This is a genomic window from Methanoculleus oceani (assembly GCF_023702065.1).
GTDB classification, from domain to species: domain Archaea; phylum Halobacteriota; class Methanomicrobia; order Methanomicrobiales; family Methanoculleaceae; genus Methanoculleus; species Methanoculleus oceani.
This window is the reverse complement of sequence record NZ_QFDM01000002.1, coordinates 266,109-283,221: the sequence shown is the minus strand read 5'-3', so window position 1 is coordinate 283,221 and position 17,113 is coordinate 266,109. Positions and strand designations below refer to the sequence as shown.

The window sequence follows — 17,113 nt, the reverse complement described above, 5'->3', positions numbered from 1 at the left end:
ACATCCAGCCTAGAAACATTCATCTGTCGGGGCCGTTACGAATCTTTTTTATGCCGACTCTGCATAATCACCATTAGCCTAGCACATTTGCTATATGCTATATAAAGAGGAGCCTTATTTATGATGTCCCAGACTGCCAGTATAGAGAAAAATCTCTCATTATTGCGCTATCCTGGGGGGAAACGGAGGTATGTATGCTATTTCTCTCATCTCCTCCCTCTTGAACCTCAATCCGTCCGGACGTATGTCGAACCCTTTCTAGGGGGTGGTTCAGTTTTTTTCCATGTAAATCCCGAAAAGTCGATCCTTTCTGACATTAACAGAGAACTCATCGATCTGTATCTGGGCATCAGGAAAAACCCGGATATTGTCTGGGAACTCTACAGCAGGTATCCGGCAAACAGGGCGGGATATTACAAAATAAGGAGCCTGAACCGTGATGATCTTCATCTTCTGGAGCGAGCCGCACGAACTCTCTACCTGAATCGAACCTGCTTCAAAGGCATGTGGCGCCACAACAACAACGGCGAATTCAACGTGGGCTACGGAGGTCAGGAACGACGCTGGGTAATAGGACCGGATGATCTCCACACGGCGGCACAGTGGCTCCAGCACGCAGTTCTACTTTGCTGCGATTTTGAGGAAACCATTGCCTCATGTCGTGAAGGTGATTTTCTCTACCTTGACCCCCCATACCGCCCGGGTGAACGTGAACAACTGCATGCCCATTACATGTTCGGCGAGTTCAACTTCGAGGACCACAAGAGGCTTGCATCGTGCCTTCGTGAGGCTACAGAGCGTGGAGTACAGTGGGTCATGACAAACTCGTCTCATCCGGACATTCTTGCGCTATACGACGACTACTCTATGTACCGGCTCGACAGAGGGACCGGTTCGAGCCCCGGACAGATAACAACGGATCCTGGGGAAATGGTGATCTACCACGTAAACGAGGTGTCCTCATGATGAATATGCAGGCATTCTGCAGCAATGCGGCGATGCAGGAGCATCCGTTGCGGAAACTTTCAGACTTTCTGGTGGAAGAAAAACGAAAGGTCACGAGCGGGGATTATGAGAATTCTCGATTTGTGGGATACGTACTCGAAATCGGCTACACTACGGCAACCATCATCACGTCGGATGCATTCAAAGTTCTTGTTGGAGGCATCCCCCGGAACTCGCTCCTCATCATGGTCCCTGCCGAGTACGAAAAATATCCTCCTCATTTCTCTCTGCTACGGGTCCTGGAAACAGCGGATGAACCATTGAAACAGGAGAAGCAGCAGACCTACTTCGAGTTGCACAAAAAGTCCATGCCGGAACTTGATGTATTCACGCAAAGTGAGCTTCAGTGGGGTGCATTGAAGACGGCAGTCCTTGGGATGTATTACCCTCACCCTGACCGACCGAATGCGGTTGAACTTTCCGGAGACCTCAATAACATCGTGAGCGCTCACAAGTACCTTGTATATGCCCCCAGTGATGAACTCCTTGATCTCATCATAAACGCCACGGTTCCACTGGAAAACAGGTGCGATATTGGGACATTACGATTGACCGAATGTCGGTTGCCATTGCCGGGGCAGACAATTCACACAGTCCCCGTGGCGATATCCACAAATGACTTTAAGGGCACTAGAACTGCCATGTTTGGGAAAACACGCACGGGTAAAAGTAATATTGTAAAGATCATTGCCGAGAGCGTCATCCAAACGACCCGAAGGATACCCACAGAGGAAGATTCTCGGACGCATACTGTAGGGCAGGTCATCTTCGACATCAACGGTGAGTACGCCAACAATAATCCTCAAGATGATAGTGCATCTCTGGCAACTGCACATGCTGAAGACTGTCAGGTTTATGCCATCACATCCAAGGCCAATACACCGTCACACCCGCTTCGACTGGATTTCTATGCGCATCCTGATATCTCTCATAACATTCTCGCCACATTCATCCGCGAGCAGGAGCGGCATCCCCCTGATTACGCCAATAGTTTCCTTTCGGTAGAGATTCCTTCCTTCCAAGAGATCAACAGGATGGAGGGGCGGGGAGATCAAAACCGGGCTCGCAGGAAAATCTTGATGTACTGGGCTATTCTTCATAGGGCAGGCTATGTCCCAAGCATGGATACAATCCGGCAGTTAGGGGGTGTAAATCCAAGGTTTGCACAACAAACACGAACTGATGTGTATCAGTCAGCCAATGAAGCCATGCCCCAGTCTATAAATACACTTGAAGAACTCGCACATGAACTGGAACTCTTCGCGCAACGAGATCGCGGTGACCGAAGACTTCAGTCAACCTCTGGGGGTAACCTTTTTGACCCTGACGACGAGGCGCTGCTTGGATTCTTAGCCCCGCGATCGAGATCTGCAAGCGGCCCAAGGAAACTCCAAAGGTATCGGATTTACCATGATCCGAACGCTGCAAACTTTGTGACCGAGATAATCCAACTTGTTGATCAGGGACAGACTGTCATTCTCGATTTAAGCAACGCGCATCCTGAGGTTATGAGTTACTTCTCACGATGGCTCTCAGAGGAGATCTTTGCTTATCAGGTTGATTTGTTCTCGTCAAACATGCTCAATGATCACTATATCCAACTGTACTTCGAGGAGGCCCATAACCTGTTCCCTGCTGACGAGCAGAGAATCGTCGATATCTACAGCAGGATAGCAAAAGAGGGTGCAAAATATCACCTTGGTATGGTATATTCCACCCAATCGCCGTCAACTATCAGTCGGGATCTCCTTGCACAAACAGAGAATTTCTTTGTCACTCATATCTCCTCGCGGCCGGAGGTCACCAAACTCGCAAACCTGAATGTAGCATACGAAGATCTCATCGAAGATATACTCCAGACAAAAACGCAAGGATATGTGCGGATGCTCACTCGGTCACACCGCTTTGTGATCCCTGTCCAGGCAAACAAATTTGCTCCTCAGTCTTCTTTTCACAGGGGTGCATAAATGCCGTACCAGCAGGGATCGCGGCTTCCAGGGGAACGTGCCAGCCGACTGGGCCACCTGGATATACTCGATTACCCGCTGGTTAACGAGTTACTTGAGAGTTTCAAACGCCAGTATGTGCCTGATGAATGCCGAACTGTTGAATGGCAAGAGATGCCGAACTCTGGAGAACCACTCAAGTACATCTTTGCAGTGGACGGATCTCTGCAGAGGATTGACCATGATACAGTTCCTTACTCCTCCATAGCATTCATCAAAACAGCCATGATAAAACTTGATACTCATGCACTCGCAAGGGTGGATAAGGAAAATCCACATCCATTTGTTTTACGTGACATCCTGCGAGAGTCGGTAATATTCCATGCAACATTGCTCCCGCTACGAAACACATGGAGTGAAGGGAGTACTATCTACGATACGGTCCGCCAAACGATCTATAAGTCCATCTGCGATGCCTCCCCTGGAATGAATGGTCAAATCCTTGAGACTCTCAAGTGGCTTGCATACAGGAAATGGGGGGAAACTAAGAGGGGTCTGCCCGAATTTGAATGCCCGCATGGACATGAAGGAAGTAAACATCTGACCACTCTCCCTTACAACGCTGAAAGTGGTAGGTGTCCCGTGTGCGGAAAGGAGGTGTACATCACCGACTTCCTTGGCTTCCATCTCGATATGGGAGAAGAAGCAGCTTCACCGACAATTGCCTCCACCTATATGATCCTGCATGAAACACTTCTCCTATTCACTGCGGTCAGATTGTTTTGGGAGAACCACCGCGAATTGTTGTCGGAGTGCCTCTTCTTGAAGGATGGCCCTCTTTCAATTCGTGCCCAGTATTCAAAACTAGTTGAACCAATCAGGTTATTCCTTGACTATGCCCAGGAGAGCGGTCATCCCATACACATTATAGGACAGGAAAAGTCAGGGACATTCTACGATCACCTGCAGTTTATAGGTAAAGATGCACCAACAATGAGTTTTCTTACCCTGCAGGATCTCTACATCAAGAGACACATCCAGTGCCGCCCAGAAAATGGTGCCCCATATGGAAAGGATACGAATTATGGTGCGAAAGTCTTTGTTAAACTGAACAATTATCACATGATGGTTCTGAACATTCCATTTGGATCGTATACTCAAAATCCCCGATCAGAAGATCTCATTGGGTGGGAGAGGATTTTTGCCACACTCCCGACGATTCTGAGCAATCGATATGAGGGAGCGCTCCTACCCATAGAACTCGCCAACGGGATTGCCTCATTATCCACATATCCATCTGCAAAGATTCTGAAGTTGTTCTCCGAAGATGGATTACATCTGTAACCCTGCTTCAAGGAATTTGTTGTAGAGTACCGAAGTCTGAATTGCCGGTAATACCATTCTTGGAGAAAGTGAAGGGCCGAGGTTGTTAGTAGCAACTGAAATTCGATTGCACTCGAATAGGTTTGCAAAACCTTATATGGTGTTCGGTGCACTCTCGTTCAGTGATCGGACGTGTACTCTTCTCCGGATGCTAAAAAAATTATCGAAGAAATTCACAACGAGAATACGGGTCACGGATTAGAAGGCCTTAATGACCCCAGAACTAAGAAGGCCTGGAATAAGAAAAACTTGGATCTAAATAGTGCACTGCAAAAACTATCTGATGACCTCTATAAAAAGAAGACTCATTTTGTCATGGAACTCATTCAGAATGCTGAAGATAACACCTACGATCCAACTGTTCAGCCTTTTATTAGATTTTCCATAAAGCCGGACACATTGATAGTCTACAATAATGAGATTGGTTTCGCCCCTGAAGATGTCGAAAGCATTTGCAGTGTTGGACAGACTACAAAGTCCAAAAAAAAGAATGTAGGATACATTGGCGAAAAGGGCATTGGCTTCAAATCTGTTTTTAAAATTAGTGATTTTCCGAAAGTTATCTCAAACGGATTCCAATTTGAGTTCAGGCGGTCATATGGCAGCAACCTTGGCTACATTGTGCCATACTGGTTACCTGCAATCCCGGAGTATGCAGATAGGCAAGTAACTAATATCATCCTCCCGCTCCGTGATGATGCTCGCGAACGGTTAAACCTGTTTGATGAGATTGATCCGACACTCATTCTCTTCCTGCGCAAATTGCAACGTATAGAAATTATCGACAACGTCAGTGGCAACTCCAAGGCGGTGACTAAATCCGGAAGTGAGGGTCTTGTTACAATTGATTACCAGGACCAGAGTCAGTACTGGCGGGTAATCCGTGCCACATTCAGAGTTCCACAAGAGATAGTCGAACAGGAGCCTAGGAGAGAGGATGTCAAGAACACCGAAATTGTCCTAGCATTCCCGGTAAGTGAAACCGGACTTCCCATCAGTATCCGAAATGAGCCAAAGCCTGATATTTTCGCATTTCTTCCCGTCAAAAAGTGTGGTTTTAGTTTTATCATTCAGGCAGATTTTCTTCTCACCTCAGACCGGGAGGACATTTTACAGGATTCACAGTGGAATCAATGGTTACGCTCTAACATACTAGATGTACTGGTTAAAGCCATTGAGGAGTTTAAGCGTGATGAAAAACTGAAAACGACTTTCTTCAAATATCTTTCGCTCCCCGAAGAGATCAATGATGAGTTTTTCAACCCATTCACACGCCAAACGTTTGAGGCATTAGCTGATGTCGAATGCATTCTTACTGAATCAGGCTTGTGGAAAAAACCCTGCGATGTCTATTATGCAGAGGATGACCTTAAGAATCTTGTTTCCAACGATGAACTTTGTTCTAACTTTGCAAAAGAGTATGTTGCTGATACATTCTATCTAAAGAAAGAATTACGCGCCCAGCTGGGAATCGTGGATTTCACATCTAAACACCTCGTTGAATGCCTTGAAAACCCTGATTGGGTAAAGAAGCATCCCAATGAATGGCTTATTGAGTTGTACCGGTATTGTGCACAGCAACTGAAAAAGGCAAAACCGGACAGCTTAACTTTGGATAATATTATTCAATTGCCTATCATTAAACTCGAAAATGGTGATTACTGCTCAGCAGACAGCGGTCAAGTCTTTTTTGAACTCGAAAGAAGCGGGAAGAAATATGGATTTGAATCAGATCTTGAAGGCACACTCAGGGTACTCGATGCTAGCATCAGAAATGCTGTTAAGGCCGGGGAAGATGTCAAAGATCTCACCGAATTTCTTAAAAAGTTAAATGTGATTAACCCTGATCCCAGTAATATTATCAATCAGCACATTTTGCCCCAATATCTTACAGGAGCCTGGGGAACGAAACCTTCTGAAATCCTTCAGGGGCATATCCGTTTCATCAAAGATCATTTTGAGAAATTACAGAAAGTTGAGGGGCTTATTGGAACTATCGGAAAAACGATTTACCTTAAAGTTAACGGCAAACAAGGCCAAAGTGGCTACAGACATCCTGATCAAATCTATCTGTCTGATGACTACGAAAGCAGGTATCACCTCTCTTCTACTATGGCTGCTGCCGGAGAGACCTTCTTCCTAGAGAATTCCCTCCATCCCTGTTATATCAGGAGCGATTTGAAAAGTATCGACGCTGAAATTCAACAAATTCTGGCGGAGTCAAGGCCAAAGAAGGGAAAACGTACAAAAAAGCGTTCGCAGGTCCAGAAACAAGTTGAGCCCTATCAAAAAAGAAAAATGGAGGTTGTATCCTCTTGGAAGGAATTTGTAATGGCCCTTGGTGTTCGTGAGGGCATCTTTGTTTTACTCGATCCTGAGACAGAACGTTATGAGGGTGGAGAGAGAGCCAATAATGTGGTGACAAAGAAAAGAATTTATCGGTATGATTTTAAAAACACGCTCTGGGGTTCCAGCGGATGGAAGAACACGGAATCAGCATATTTTATCGAGGACGATTACATTAGCGCAGATTTAGATCGTATTTTTGGCTGTTTTTGTAAGTCCGCTCCAGCACAGCAGAAAGACATCAGTTTTATGCTATTTAAGCTGTTTTTGGATAACTGGGACGACTATCGAGGGTGCCTTGAATGCAGATATTACTACCGTTATCTGGGTGAGCATGGATGGAAGTACGATAAAACACAAACAACCTTCCTTCTTAAGCTGAAGACGTTCCCATGGGTTACTACCACGGACGGAACTTTTGCCCCCTTAAAAGGCCTTTTTTTGAATAGCAGTGATATTAGGAGGATCCTTGAAAATTCCATAAAGTACATTGGTTCTGATATAGATCCGAAGCAACATACTAAATTCATCAACGATGTAGAGATACGGACAAGCGTAGACATCAACGAAATAATCGAAGTGATTGATAGTAAGGTGCGATCTGGATCCGAGAACGTTGAAGAGTTTAAATATCTCTATTCACTTCTCCAAGAGTTGATCCCTAAACGAACGTATTCGGGAAGTTACTTAAACCCTCCACCGAAGCAGAGTCCGTTTCCAGCCCTGCACGCATTTCGGGAAGGACGTTTGATCTTTATCCCTGAAACTGATCAGAAGTATTTCACTGCGGATGACGTGTTCTGGGACTGTCAATTTGACAACCTCAAAGAACACTTGCCCTCATTGAGAACCTGGTATTCGGAGTGCCGTGGCCTGTTTATTGACGGTCTGGTTGTAAAGGAAAGGCCTGCCCCCCAGGATCTCGTAACAACCCTTGAGCAAATTTCAGCAAACGCGGAGCGATCGGAGGTTGATGAGAGAAAGATTATCACAATCTATAAAGAATTTAATAGACTTTTAAAACAATACCCGGGAAATTCGAATGTTTCATGGTGGAAGGATTTCACGGGTAAGTTCTTGTTGTGGGTTAACAAAAAGCAGTTCTGGCGTAACGATGGTGACGTTTTTGCTAATGATGATCCTGCGCTCTATGATCTGTTTGTCGAATGGGAAGACATTGCATTCCTGGCAGTAGATATTACAGACCTCCGGGATCTAGAACATTTTGTCAAGTACGCAAAGATCTCAAAACTGTCGGAGTCAGTGAAATGCGTCCTTACAGACGGCCGTCATCAGACTCTCAAAAATGCACCTGAATTGACTCGGCGTATACAGGATTTAACCCCCTATATTCTGCGATATCTTTACAATAAACATCCAGAGGATTACGATCGTTTAAAGAGCAGTCATAAACTGATTAATCTAAAAGACATTCAGTGTGTATTGCTTGATCGCATCGATGTAGAGTACATTCTTAGAAATCGGGCCGTAAAAACTACCAGAGATGTTTTACTTGATGGAAATACCCTCTACGTCGGCAAAATCGATCAATCCCAAGTCCCTATCGAGTTCGCGAAATTCTTTGGTCCTATTAAAGATCTTGATATTTTTATATGTCATCTGTTTACACATCCAAATTCAGAGAGCGTTGAAAAGTTCCTTGACTCCGTAAAGATCCCACAGTTGCCATATAGTGAGGTCGAATGGTTTACTTCATTAAATGCGATAGATCAGGTGCAGGATACCCCAACGTTGCTCAAACCGAAAGAAAAACCCTTGGAGAGCGAACTTGAGACTTCATCCATTTCCAGAACTACGTCGAAAAACTGCTTATTACCTGAAGAAATCTCCTCAAACTCAGATGCTGTAGAACCGTTGCCTATTCCACCAAGTTCCAGTATCCTACCAACACCTCCCCCAAGAGATAATGATAGTGGTTTAGGTGGGATCCCCTCCCGATCGCAATCGGGGCAACCTAGAACGCTATCGCACCCCGAAGAGCCATCGAAACATCGAAATGTCGAAGACCGCTCCTTTGAGCCGGAAAATGAGGATATAGATATATTAACTAGCAAAAACCCGGAATTAGTCCGATTAGTCCATGTCGCCTTCTCTCCCCGCCAAAGAAAGGGTAACCCCAATGATTTGAAGACGAATAAATTGCCTGAAAGGCCAGAGTCTGAAGAAAAGATCCCCGAATCAGAGCGGTATAAAGAGGATAAGCGACTCGAGATTGGTCACTGGGGTGAGGAAGTTGTATACCAGGATCTAAAACAGGAGATGCAAAAACGCTATCCTGGTGCATCTATGAGCGACACCGAAGATGGTTTTGTCCTCTCTCAAAATGGCGATATCGCGACTGAAGTTATTTGGCACAACAAGACCCGTAAAGGTAATGATAGAGGATATGGTCACGATATCAAGGTCGTTGAAAGTGGTAAGGAGATCTATATCGAAGTGAAATCATCAATTAAACCACGAGAAGCGTTTATGATATCTAAGAATGAGTGGGATCTAGCTAAAGAATCCGGTGACAGATATTTCATCTTCCATGTCTATTATAGCCCCTCTGAGGGTATCATGATCTGCGAAAAGATTCAGAACCCCGTGAAAAGGTGGCAACTGGATGAACTTGAGGCGAGAATCATACAAGTTCAGTTATAGTTGACGGGTATCTTGCCTAGATTCTTAGCCCAATGCAAGTACCACTCTAGGTTTTACAGTAGCGCAAAGATCAGTGGGCAGCCCCCGACCAGATCAAGAGATATAACGCCTACTCCCGGTCGAACCGCATCCCTGTCTTCGTGGTGGTCGGTGTCGGCGGCAGTCCGAAAAAGCCGGCAACGATGTTCTGCATTCCTCTCAAAGATGCAAAATATCCGGAGATCTTCCCGAGCGTCTTTGAGAAATACGAGCGGGATCCAGGCAAGACCTTCTTCTGGCGGGACGGGATGCTGAAGTAACCCACCCCCCCGAGCACCCCAAGAATCACCGCCACCCCCCCGCCGCTCAAGACCGACTGGCGTACCCACTCTACGGGCTCACAGAGGAGGAGATCGCAATCGTGGAGGGGGCGACCTGACGTTCCGGGTCGGTTGAATCCGCCAGGGGTTTTTATCACGTGATGAAAGGGGGATTCCTCCCCCGGGCAGAGCGGGACGCCGCTGCAACCTCAGCCGGAAGCCGTCCCGGCCATATCCCGGAGGTGCTGCATAATCCGGTCTTTGTTCCCCGGCAGGTTTGAGAACTGCTTATCGCAGACATCGCTGAACTTCGCGAGGGCCTTGCGGTTGACCTCCTCCTGATCCTCGAATACGCCGACCGAGACGAAGGGCCGCCCCCACTTCTCGAACTGCAGGATGTTTATCGTCGCGTCACGGACCCGGTCGTCGTTCGCGAGCGCAAAGATGTAGATCGGCCTCTGCATGCCGTTGATCCTGCAGTCAACGGTGTATTTCCCTTCTGGATCGTGCTCGGGATCGTGCCAGTCAAACTCCCTGCGCCCCTCAGGGACAGCCTCCTCGATGAGCGCACGGAGATCCTCCAGGAACGTGGAGTAAACGCGCGATCTCGACAGATACGTAAGATCCGAAATCCGGATCAGCGCCTGGATGAAACTCCAGAGGGCATCCCCAAACCGGTCGCCCGTGATGCGGATAGCGAGCTCGCCCCGGTTGTTCTCCAGCCCGAACCGGGACAGCACACTCGCGATCACCTTCTGGCGGGTTCCCCGCTCTAACTCCCTTGCGTCGATCGAGTAGGTCAGGTGCATGAGGGTATGCCCCTCATCCGTCAGCGTCCAGGCGCCGTCCTCATCCTTCAGGACGATCGCGAGGTTATCCCCATCGTCAAAGACAAACGGTGTGAAGACCCGGTACCGGTTGATACCCTCCGGGCGGAGATAAATCTGGCTGCAGACCTTCCTCCGAAACTCCTCTTCGATTGCCTCGATTGCCATTGGTTATATCCCCCAGTCGGTAAGATCCTTCGTGGTTACCGCTGAACCCTTAAACCCGCAGTCGTTGAACATGCTCTTCAGCGCGCCGTGGTGATCCGAGTACCGGTCTGTCGGAACCGCATACCCATCCTCGTTCCAGCCCGCGGTCTGGTAGCGCTCTGTTGCAGTATGGATGTGGAAATCATAAAACTTCTCCTGCTCAAGCCTGTTCGTGTGTTCGTGACTTTTCCCGTTATATCGGCGTAGCCGGAACACCTGGTTTGTGTTTGGAATGATATAGCCGAGGATCACGGAGAAGTCCAGCGAATTGAATAGACTTTGCCGAAATATTAACCTGAACCGGGATTGATTCGCCCCCTCTATACCGATCTCGTACTCCTTATGGCCGCCCTTCTCTTTAGGGCGAAATCTCCTGGAGAAATCTCCCGGCAGCGGCTTGGCCTCTCTGAGTAACGCATCGATCTCATCATCAGTGAGCCGCAAATTCATTCAAGTAGCCTCCACCGGAGTACTATTTCATTTCAATGATTCTACGGTCGCCGGGGAGAAAGATAACTATTTCTATAACCACGGGTGTGGGAACCGTCCTCCGCGTATGGAGAGCGACTCGACTCGCTCGGGCTGAATGAGCGGCAGATTGCTGCCGTATATTACCTGAAGAAAGAGGGTTCTATCTCAAACCCGGTGTACCAACAACTCAATAATGCGAAGAAGGCGACCGCAACGCGAGATCTTAAGGCAATGGTTCAAACCGGCATTCTCCGCAAAGAAGGAATAGCAGGGCCGGGCGTGCGTTACTCACTGACATACGTGAAGAAGGATGTGTAGCAAGGGATCAACGTAGGCCCAGAATGGGATCATAATGGGATCAAAATGCCCGTTCCAACCATTTTTAACCGGATTTAAATTCTCGAATCTCCACAATCTCCAATATTTGCCATTTTGTAATGGGATCATCCCCCGCCCAGCACCCGCACGATCACCGCCACCACCCCACCTACCACCCCGTCGGCCCTGGCGCTCACGGTCGAAAACTCGATCTTCTCTACCCCCCTCAATCTTCCATCACCTATATCTCGGTATACCGCCATACACCCTGGTATGCCCCAGAGCACCACCATCAAGATCGATACGCAGATCAAGCGCCGCCTCGATACACTCAAACGGCATCCCCGCGAGACCTACAGCGATGTAATCCGGCGCCTGACCGAGACGGCCATCGATACGGAGCCGCTCTCCGAAGAGACGCTTGGGCGAATCGAAGAGGCCGTGGCGGATCTCCGGGCGGGGCGATTCGTGACCGAAGAAGAGATGGATAGAACCCTGGGCCTGTAATGTACGCCCTCATCTACTCTCCCGGTGCGCAAAAAGACGTTGCCGGACTTCCCCGGGACATGGCGGTGAGAGTCCATACGTCCCTCAAAAACATCAAGGCGGATCCCTACAGCCATGTCAGGAAACTCGAAGGATCGTTTGCCGTCCCCCTCTACTCGCACAAAGTCGGCCGGTACCGCTGCATCCTGACAATCGAGGACAACAAGCTGGTGATATTCGCAGCGGGTTTCGCCGCATTCTGGACGAGGCAGAGAAGCAGAACCTGCCTGAGCCTGTGCTCGAAGAGATCGGGATGAAAGTTAGGTTTACTGTTTTTCTTGCGGAGAATATCTCACCAATTAAGCACGAAGTCGTAGAAGAGACCGAGGAACATGTAACCGAACAAGTAACCGAACAAGTAACCGAACAAGTAACCGAACATGTAACCGAACAAGTAACCGAACAAGTAAAGCGCCTTCTAATCTGCTTGAAGGAGAAGCCATCGGGAGCGAGGGATGCCATGCAATGCCTGGGACTCAGTCACCGGCCCACATTCCTGTATGATTATCTGAAGCCGGCGATTCAGGCGGGCTTTGTTCAAATGACACAGCCGGATTCACCCAAAAGCCCGACACAGAAATACCGCCTGACTGAAAAGGGAAGGAGACGTCTGGAAAGAGGAAGGTGATACCCCGGACGGGAGTGGTGACGGTGCCCACCGATACTACGTCCAGCAGACTTACTCCCCCTGCCCCTCTCACCCCCCGCCGAGCACCTTCACCAACACCGCCACCACCCCGCCGACGACCCCGCCCGCCCCGGCGCTGATCGTCGAAACCCTCCGCTCCTCCCCGGCCTTCTCCGCCCGCCAGCCCTCCAGCGCCCGGAGCCGGGCCTCGAAGTCTTCGTCCTGCGCCTCCATTCGCGCGAGCGTCCGGCAGATCCATTTTACGTCCCGGTTCGTCTCGTAGACGAGCTCCCGGGTGGTCTTTTCGTCGGTCATCCTGGTAACCCTCCGGGGGATGATAGGGTGCGGGACGCAAAAAGGCATACCGTAAGGGTTATATTTGAGAATCGGGGCCGTATCAGCGTCCCCCGATAAAGTCAGGCTGATGTCCCCGGAGGGTCCACCCTATATTCGTCTGTCATATTCCCGGGAGCATGCAGGCAACAGGTGTGAAACCCCATGGCAGACTTCGTGCAGAAGACCGTGAACAAGACGGCGGTCCGGGACCTCGCGGCCCCGATCGCCGATGTAACGTCGTTTGACAACCTCGTCGGGACCGTCATCGCCGACAACCCCTTCGGGTGCGTCGGGTATATCGGCTCCGATGGAGAGCCCGTCGCTCCGGTCGTCCGCAACCGCGAGCACTACACCGCGAAGGTGGACTTCCTCGACGGCGAGGGCAAGAGGGTCGGGACCGTCTCGCTCCAGTCCCCGACGATCGCCGCGTTCGAGGCGAACGCCAGTGAAGTCCTCGCGAACGCGGCTCTCGCGGCCGCGATGGGCGGCGAGGCCGTCCGGAACGGCCCCGGCGAGACCTACTACGCCCAGCTCAGGTGCCACGACCCCTCGGGCGACGACTACTACGTCACCTTCACCAGGAAGACCGTCCGGATCTCGTCCTACCAGGACGACGCCATCCGCGACGCGGTCGAGACCTGGGCCGACGCCGTCGCAACGCTGAACTGAGGGGGGCCTCTTCCCCCTCTGCCTTTTCGTTCACTTTCAGCCCCCGCGGATTCCCGTATAAATATCCCCTTCTCCCATCGGGTACCCATGCGGCCCGGGAACCTTCTCCGCTACGACCAGACGCTCTTTAGGGACCCCGAGGTCTTTGAGTTCACGTTCGTCCCCGAGCTCCTCCACCACCGCGACGCCCAGGTCCGGGAACTCGCCTGCCTCCTCCGGCCGGCCCTCCGGGGCGCCGGCCCGGGGAGCGCGGTCCTCCGCGGTCCGCCCGGGACCGGGAAGACCACCACGGTCCGCCGGCTCTTCGCCGACATCGAGGACGCCACGAAGAAACTCGTCCCGGTCTACGTCAACTGCCAGTACGACCGCACGCCGCTCGCGGTCTACCGGTGCATCTTCGAGCGGCTCTCCGGCTACGCGCCGCCGTCGACCGGGCGGCACCTCGACGACCTCAAACGGGGGATCGCCGTCCGGCTCCGAAACGAGGACGCAGGCCTTGTCGTCTGCCTGGACGACGCGAACTACCTCGCCGCGGCGGGGAGGCTCAACACCCTCCTCTACCAGATCCTCCGGCTCTACGAGAAGTGGGACGTCCGGAAGGCCGGGGTTCTGGCGGTCTCGAGCGACCTCACCCTGAACCTCGCGGCGGAGGTCGACGAACGGGTCCGCTCGGTCTTCCACCCGACGGAGGTCAACTTCCTGCCCTACACGAAGGCCGAGGTCCGGGAGATCCTCGCCGAGCGCATCCGGCAGGGCCTCTATCCCGGGGTGATGCCGCCGCCCCTCCTCGACCGCATCGCCGGCATCGCCGCAGAAGAGCGGGATATCCGGGTCGGGATCGATCTCGTCCGGCTGGCGGTCCTCCGGGCGGAGGAGGACGGACGCCGGCGGGTCGATCCCGTCGACGTGACGGGCGCGGTCCGGGCGATCGTCGCACCGGTGCTCAGGACCCGGGCCGCGGGGCTCTCGGAGGGCGAACGGGCGCTCGCCTGCCGGATCGCGGAGCGATCACGGGAAGGGGCCGACATGACGTCGGGGGCGGTCTTCGAGGCGGCGAAGGAGTACCTCCCGGTCGGGAAGACGACCTACCATGAGCACCTCAAAAGGCTCGCGGAGGCCGGGATCGTCGACCTCGTGCCCGGAACCGGTCGGGGGAGGGAGCGGGAGGTCGTCCTCCGGTACGATCCCGACGAGGTAGCCGCCGTCTGCGCCCGCCCGGACCGATCCGGATGAATCGTCATCCCGGCTCCGCCCCCCGATGGAAGATTCCGGGCATCTCCTCCGGTCTCCCTCCTCCCCGGTAAAGCAACGCTTATATGGAGTCTGTTGTTTTGTTCGGAGCCATTGGCTCACTCCTTTAACCCTCGTTCTCCGAAGATGATGCATGCGCCGGGCACATCCCGGTGCGTGGAGGTACGACAATGCAGCAGAAACCAGACGATAGAGAGACCGACGGCGGCAGCCCGGACCCGAAGTGCCGCCAGGCCGCCGCTCCGTCACCGGAGGAGATAAGCGTGCCCCCGGTACCGCTCTTCCTCGTCCCGCAGGCGGTCGCCGCCGAGATCCGGCGGCACGGCCGGGCCGTCCGCGTGATCAACGTCAGAAGGACGCGAAACCACCAGTACGCCGTCACCGTCGAGCGGGGCCGGCCATGACCCGGGAGTCGAAAACCGAACGTCTTCGAGGCGGACGTCCGAGGAGATCTGCCGGTAATGCCGCTCCCGCCTCTACCGGATACGATTCCGTGAAGACTACAGCCCCAGGTCGGAGAGCCCGGGATGATCGTCGGGGCGTCGGCCCGGCGGCCAGCGATACTTTCGCTCTCCCTCGGCGATCGGCAGGTCGTTGATGCTGGCGTGGCGAACGCGCATCAGCCCCTGCCGGTCGAACTCCCAGTTCTCGTTCCCGTAGGAGCGGAACCAGTTCCCCGAGTCGTCGTGCCACTCGTACGCGAACCGCACGGCGATGCGCGCCTCGTGAAACGCCCAGACCTCCTTGATCAGGCGGTAGTCGAGTTCCTTCGCCCACTTCCGCCGCAGGAACTCGACGATCTCCTCGCGGCCGTTTATGAACTCCGCTCTGTTGCGCCAGACGCTGTCGACGCTGTATGCGAGCGACACCTTCACGGGATCGTGGGTGTTCCATGCATCCTCGGCCATACGAACTTTCTGCACCGCTGTTTCGTACGTGAACGGCGGCAACGGAGGGCGACTCTGCTCGGTCATACGGGTCTCCCTCCCCGCGGTGCTGATAAAAGTATGGTCGGACGGAACCATCCCGCCTGCGGGCGGACACGGCATACCCATGAAGGCCGGTCAGACCGGATCGGCATGAATGCCGGACCCGCGGCGGCCTATCGGAAAGTTACTCGAGAATAAAATCCTGATCGAAAAACAAAACGCCCCGGCCGGGATTTGAACCCGGGTCAAAAGCTCCGCAGGCTTCTAGGATATCCACTACCCTACCGGGACACGAGAATGAGTGCCTTTCCCCTAATAACTACGTTGTTCTGGTTAAAAAGGATTGCTCACGGGATGATCGAGGCGCTGTCGAGAGGACTGCCGGGTCCCGGGGTAAGCCCCGGTCTCCGGTGTATCCGGGGGCCTACACGCCCCCTGCACGCACCAGTATATGCACCTTCACATCGTTTCCGCTGAACTGGATCAGGTAGTCTCCGAGCCGGCCCACGAAGACCCGTTTATCGGTGTCCGTGCTGAAGCGTTTCCCGAAACCGTCCTCGGCCACGATCGCGCCGGACTCCCGGTCCCTCACGGTCACCGTAAACCACGAGTCCTCGCTCGGGTAGGACTGCTTGACGACTATATCCTTTTTGCTGCCGTAATCGCTTGTCGTATACTTCTCCCGCGTGATCATCTTCGGCTCCACGTCGAACTCGATGATGAGCGGGGGCGCGGTCAGGTCAAAGGAGTAGGCATCCGTCGGATGAGTGAGACTGAACTCCGTCGTCCGGTTGTAGAGCGTCACGTAGGGGTCCTGCGTCGGCGCGGTCTCCACCGGCTTGCTGAGCGTGGGGCCGGCCATACTGCTCGTTGCAGTGGGGTACGGGGTCGCCGGCTTCAGGTACCCCGGGTCGTCATCCTCTCCGCCCGATCCGCCCTGTTTGTCCGGCGAAAGGCCGCCGGACCAGCCTGATTCGCCGCCGGGCGGCAACTCCGCGCATCCGGCGGATACAAGGATCAGGACCATCACTGCAGCTACAAAGAACGATTTATACACCCTGCTCACCGTAGAGGGATTATGCAGAGAGATATTTATGTTTTTACTCTCGAATTTCCGGAGAAATATTTTAGCAATAGATATTAACCGATAGAAATATCATTGGCAGCCAGCGTGGTTTTACGGCATGATCCCGGAAAGTGCACGGCCGGATCAAAAAAGAGTGCCTTCACGAGCGACTCCCCGGGAGATGTCGTACATTCGCGAAACCCTGTGCAGGAACATATTTAT

16 protein-coding genes and 1 tRNA gene are annotated in these 17,113 nt (G+C 52.2%); 10 read left to right on the top strand and 7 right to left on the bottom strand.

Annotation, left to right across the window (positions count from 1 at the left end; all coding sequences use genetic code 11):
• The first annotated feature begins 120 nt into the window (after window positions 1–120).
• From DIC75_RS06445 to DIC75_RS12340, 4 genes are all read left to right on the top strand, one after another.
• Window positions 121–966: a DNA adenine methylase gene (locus tag DIC75_RS06445; RefSeq protein WP_250987210.1), complete on the top strand. Its 846-nt coding sequence runs from the start codon at window positions 121–123 to the stop codon at window positions 964–966.
• Window positions 963–2,972: an ATP-binding protein gene (locus DIC75_RS06440; protein ID WP_250987209.1), complete on the top strand. Its 2,010-nt coding sequence runs from the start codon at window positions 963–965 to the stop codon at window positions 2,970–2,972. The genes DIC75_RS06445 and DIC75_RS06440 overlap by 4 nt, the downstream gene beginning before the upstream one ends.
• The gene (locus DIC75_RS06435; RefSeq protein WP_250987208.1) at window positions 2,973–4,295 is read left to right on the top strand and encodes a hypothetical protein; all 1,323 of its coding nucleotides are present in this window, start codon (window positions 2,973–2,975) and stop codon (window positions 4,293–4,295) included.
• 171 nt (window positions 4,296–4,466) lie between these two features.
• Window positions 4,467–9,344 carry a sacsin N-terminal ATP-binding-like domain-containing protein gene (locus DIC75_RS12340; protein WP_250987207.1) on the top strand — a complete coding sequence of 1,626 codons (4,878 nt, stop codon included), beginning with the start codon at window positions 4,467–4,469 and terminating at the stop codon, window positions 9,342–9,344.
• A 109-nt stretch (window positions 9,345–9,453) separates the two neighbouring features.
• On the opposite strand, the gene DIC75_RS06425 is transcribed toward DIC75_RS12340, so the two are convergent.
• The 3 genes from DIC75_RS06425 to DIC75_RS06415 all read right to left on the bottom strand — a co-directional run bounded on the left by DIC75_RS06425 (window position 9,454) and on the right by DIC75_RS06415 (window position 11,127).
• Window positions 9,454–9,672 carry a hypothetical protein gene (locus tag DIC75_RS06425; protein ID WP_250987206.1) on the bottom strand — a complete coding sequence of 73 codons (219 nt, stop codon included), beginning with the start codon at window positions 9,670–9,672 and terminating at the stop codon, window positions 9,454–9,456.
• 180 nt (window positions 9,673–9,852) lie between these two features.
• Window positions 9,853–10,638 (bottom strand): DUF1828 domain-containing protein, encoded by a 786-nt coding sequence (locus DIC75_RS06420; RefSeq protein WP_250987205.1) that lies wholly within the window; start codon window positions 10,636–10,638, stop codon window positions 9,853–9,855.
• Window positions 10,639–10,641: 3 nt separating this feature from the next.
• Window positions 10,642–11,127, bottom strand: coding sequence for a hypothetical protein (locus DIC75_RS06415; protein WP_250987204.1), 486 nt, complete (start codon window positions 11,125–11,127; stop codon window positions 10,642–10,644).
• A gap of 612 nt (window positions 11,128–11,739) precedes the next feature.
• Between DIC75_RS06415 and DIC75_RS06410 the strand changes: the two genes are divergently transcribed.
• From DIC75_RS06410 to DIC75_RS06400, 3 genes are read left to right on the top strand one after another with little or no spacing between them, the layout of a single operon-like run.
• Window positions 11,740–11,973, top strand: a complete 234-nt coding sequence (locus DIC75_RS06410) for a CopG family ribbon-helix-helix protein (protein WP_250987203.1) — start codon at window positions 11,740–11,742, stop codon at window positions 11,971–11,973.
• Entirely contained in the window at window positions 11,973–12,269 is a 297-nt protein-coding gene (locus tag DIC75_RS06405) for a type II toxin-antitoxin system RelE family toxin (protein ID WP_250987202.1), read from the top strand. Before DIC75_RS06410 ends, DIC75_RS06405 begins: the two co-directional genes overlap by 1 nt.
• The gene (locus tag DIC75_RS06400; protein WP_250987201.1) at window positions 12,248–12,640 is read left to right on the top strand and encodes a Fic family protein; all 393 of its coding nucleotides are present in this window, start codon (window positions 12,248–12,250) and stop codon (window positions 12,638–12,640) included. Before DIC75_RS06405 ends, DIC75_RS06400 begins: the two co-directional genes overlap by 22 nt.
• A gap of 69 nt (window positions 12,641–12,709) precedes the next feature.
• Here DIC75_RS06400 and DIC75_RS06395 read toward each other — a convergent pair whose 3' ends face one another.
• Entirely contained in the window at window positions 12,710–12,955 is a 246-nt protein-coding gene (locus tag DIC75_RS06395; protein WP_250987200.1) for a hypothetical protein, read from the bottom strand.
• Between the two features lie 183 nt (window positions 12,956–13,138).
• Between DIC75_RS06395 and DIC75_RS06390 the strand changes: the two genes are divergently transcribed.
• From DIC75_RS06390 to DIC75_RS06380, 3 genes are all read left to right on the top strand, one after another.
• A complete protein-coding gene (locus tag DIC75_RS06390) occupies window positions 13,139–13,645 on the top strand; it encodes a hypothetical protein (RefSeq protein ID WP_250987199.1) in 507 nt (168 codons plus the stop codon).
• A gap of 87 nt (window positions 13,646–13,732) precedes the next feature.
• Entirely contained in the window at window positions 13,733–14,878 is a 1,146-nt protein-coding gene (locus DIC75_RS06385) for an ORC1-type DNA replication protein (RefSeq protein ID WP_250987198.1), read from the top strand.
• A gap of 188 nt (window positions 14,879–15,066) precedes the next feature.
• Window positions 15,067–15,300 carry a hypothetical protein gene (locus tag DIC75_RS06380; protein WP_250987197.1) on the top strand — a complete coding sequence of 78 codons (234 nt, stop codon included), beginning with the start codon at window positions 15,067–15,069 and terminating at the stop codon, window positions 15,298–15,300.
• A gap of 96 nt (window positions 15,301–15,396) precedes the next feature.
• On the opposite strand, the gene DIC75_RS06375 is transcribed toward DIC75_RS06380, so the two are convergent.
• The 3 genes from DIC75_RS06375 to DIC75_RS06365 all read right to left on the bottom strand — a co-directional run bounded on the left by DIC75_RS06375 (window position 15,397) and on the right by DIC75_RS06365 (window position 16,891).
• Window positions 15,397–15,870 carry a nuclear transport factor 2 family protein gene (locus DIC75_RS06375; RefSeq protein WP_250987196.1) on the bottom strand — a complete coding sequence of 158 codons (474 nt, stop codon included), beginning with the start codon at window positions 15,868–15,870 and terminating at the stop codon, window positions 15,397–15,399.
• A gap of 174 nt (window positions 15,871–16,044) precedes the next feature.
• Window positions 16,045–16,116 (bottom strand) — tRNA-Arg (locus DIC75_RS06370).
• A 133-nt stretch (window positions 16,117–16,249) separates the two neighbouring features.
• On the bottom strand, window positions 16,250–16,891 hold the full coding sequence (locus tag DIC75_RS06365) for a hypothetical protein (RefSeq protein ID WP_250987195.1): 642 nt from the start codon (window positions 16,889–16,891) through the stop codon (window positions 16,250–16,252).
• Window positions 16,892–17,113: the final 222 nt, after the last annotated feature.

Coding starts and splice junctions, on each gene's coding strand:
- DIC75_RS06445 (WP_250987210.1), top strand. CDS start 121: ATGATGTCCCAGACTGCCAGTATAGAGAAAAATCTCTCATTATTGCGC.
- DIC75_RS06440 (WP_250987209.1), top strand. CDS start 963: ATGATGAATATGCAGGCATTCTGCAGCAATGCGGCGATGCAGGAGCAT.
- DIC75_RS06435 (WP_250987208.1), top strand. CDS start 2,973: ATGCCGTACCAGCAGGGATCGCGGCTTCCAGGGGAACGTGCCAGCCGA.
- DIC75_RS06420 (WP_250987205.1), bottom strand. CDS start 10,638: ATGGCAATCGAGGCAATCGAAGAGGAGTTTCGGAGGAAGGTCTGCAGC.
- DIC75_RS06415 (WP_250987204.1), bottom strand. CDS start 11,127: ATGAATTTGCGGCTCACTGATGATGAGATCGATGCGTTACTCAGAGAG.
- DIC75_RS06410 (WP_250987203.1), top strand. CDS start 11,740: ATGCCCCAGAGCACCACCATCAAGATCGATACGCAGATCAAGCGCCGC.
- DIC75_RS06405 (WP_250987202.1), top strand. CDS start 11,973: ATGTACGCCCTCATCTACTCTCCCGGTGCGCAAAAAGACGTTGCCGGA.
- DIC75_RS06395 (WP_250987200.1), bottom strand. CDS start 12,955: ATGACCGACGAAAAGACCACCCGGGAGCTCGTCTACGAGACGAACCGG.
- DIC75_RS06390 (WP_250987199.1), top strand. CDS start 13,139: ATGGCAGACTTCGTGCAGAAGACCGTGAACAAGACGGCGGTCCGGGAC.
- DIC75_RS06385 (WP_250987198.1), top strand. CDS start 13,733: ATGCGGCCCGGGAACCTTCTCCGCTACGACCAGACGCTCTTTAGGGAC.
- DIC75_RS06380 (WP_250987197.1), top strand. CDS start 15,067: ATGCAGCAGAAACCAGACGATAGAGAGACCGACGGCGGCAGCCCGGAC.
- DIC75_RS06375 (WP_250987196.1), bottom strand. CDS start 15,870: ATGACCGAGCAGAGTCGCCCTCCGTTGCCGCCGTTCACGTACGAAACA.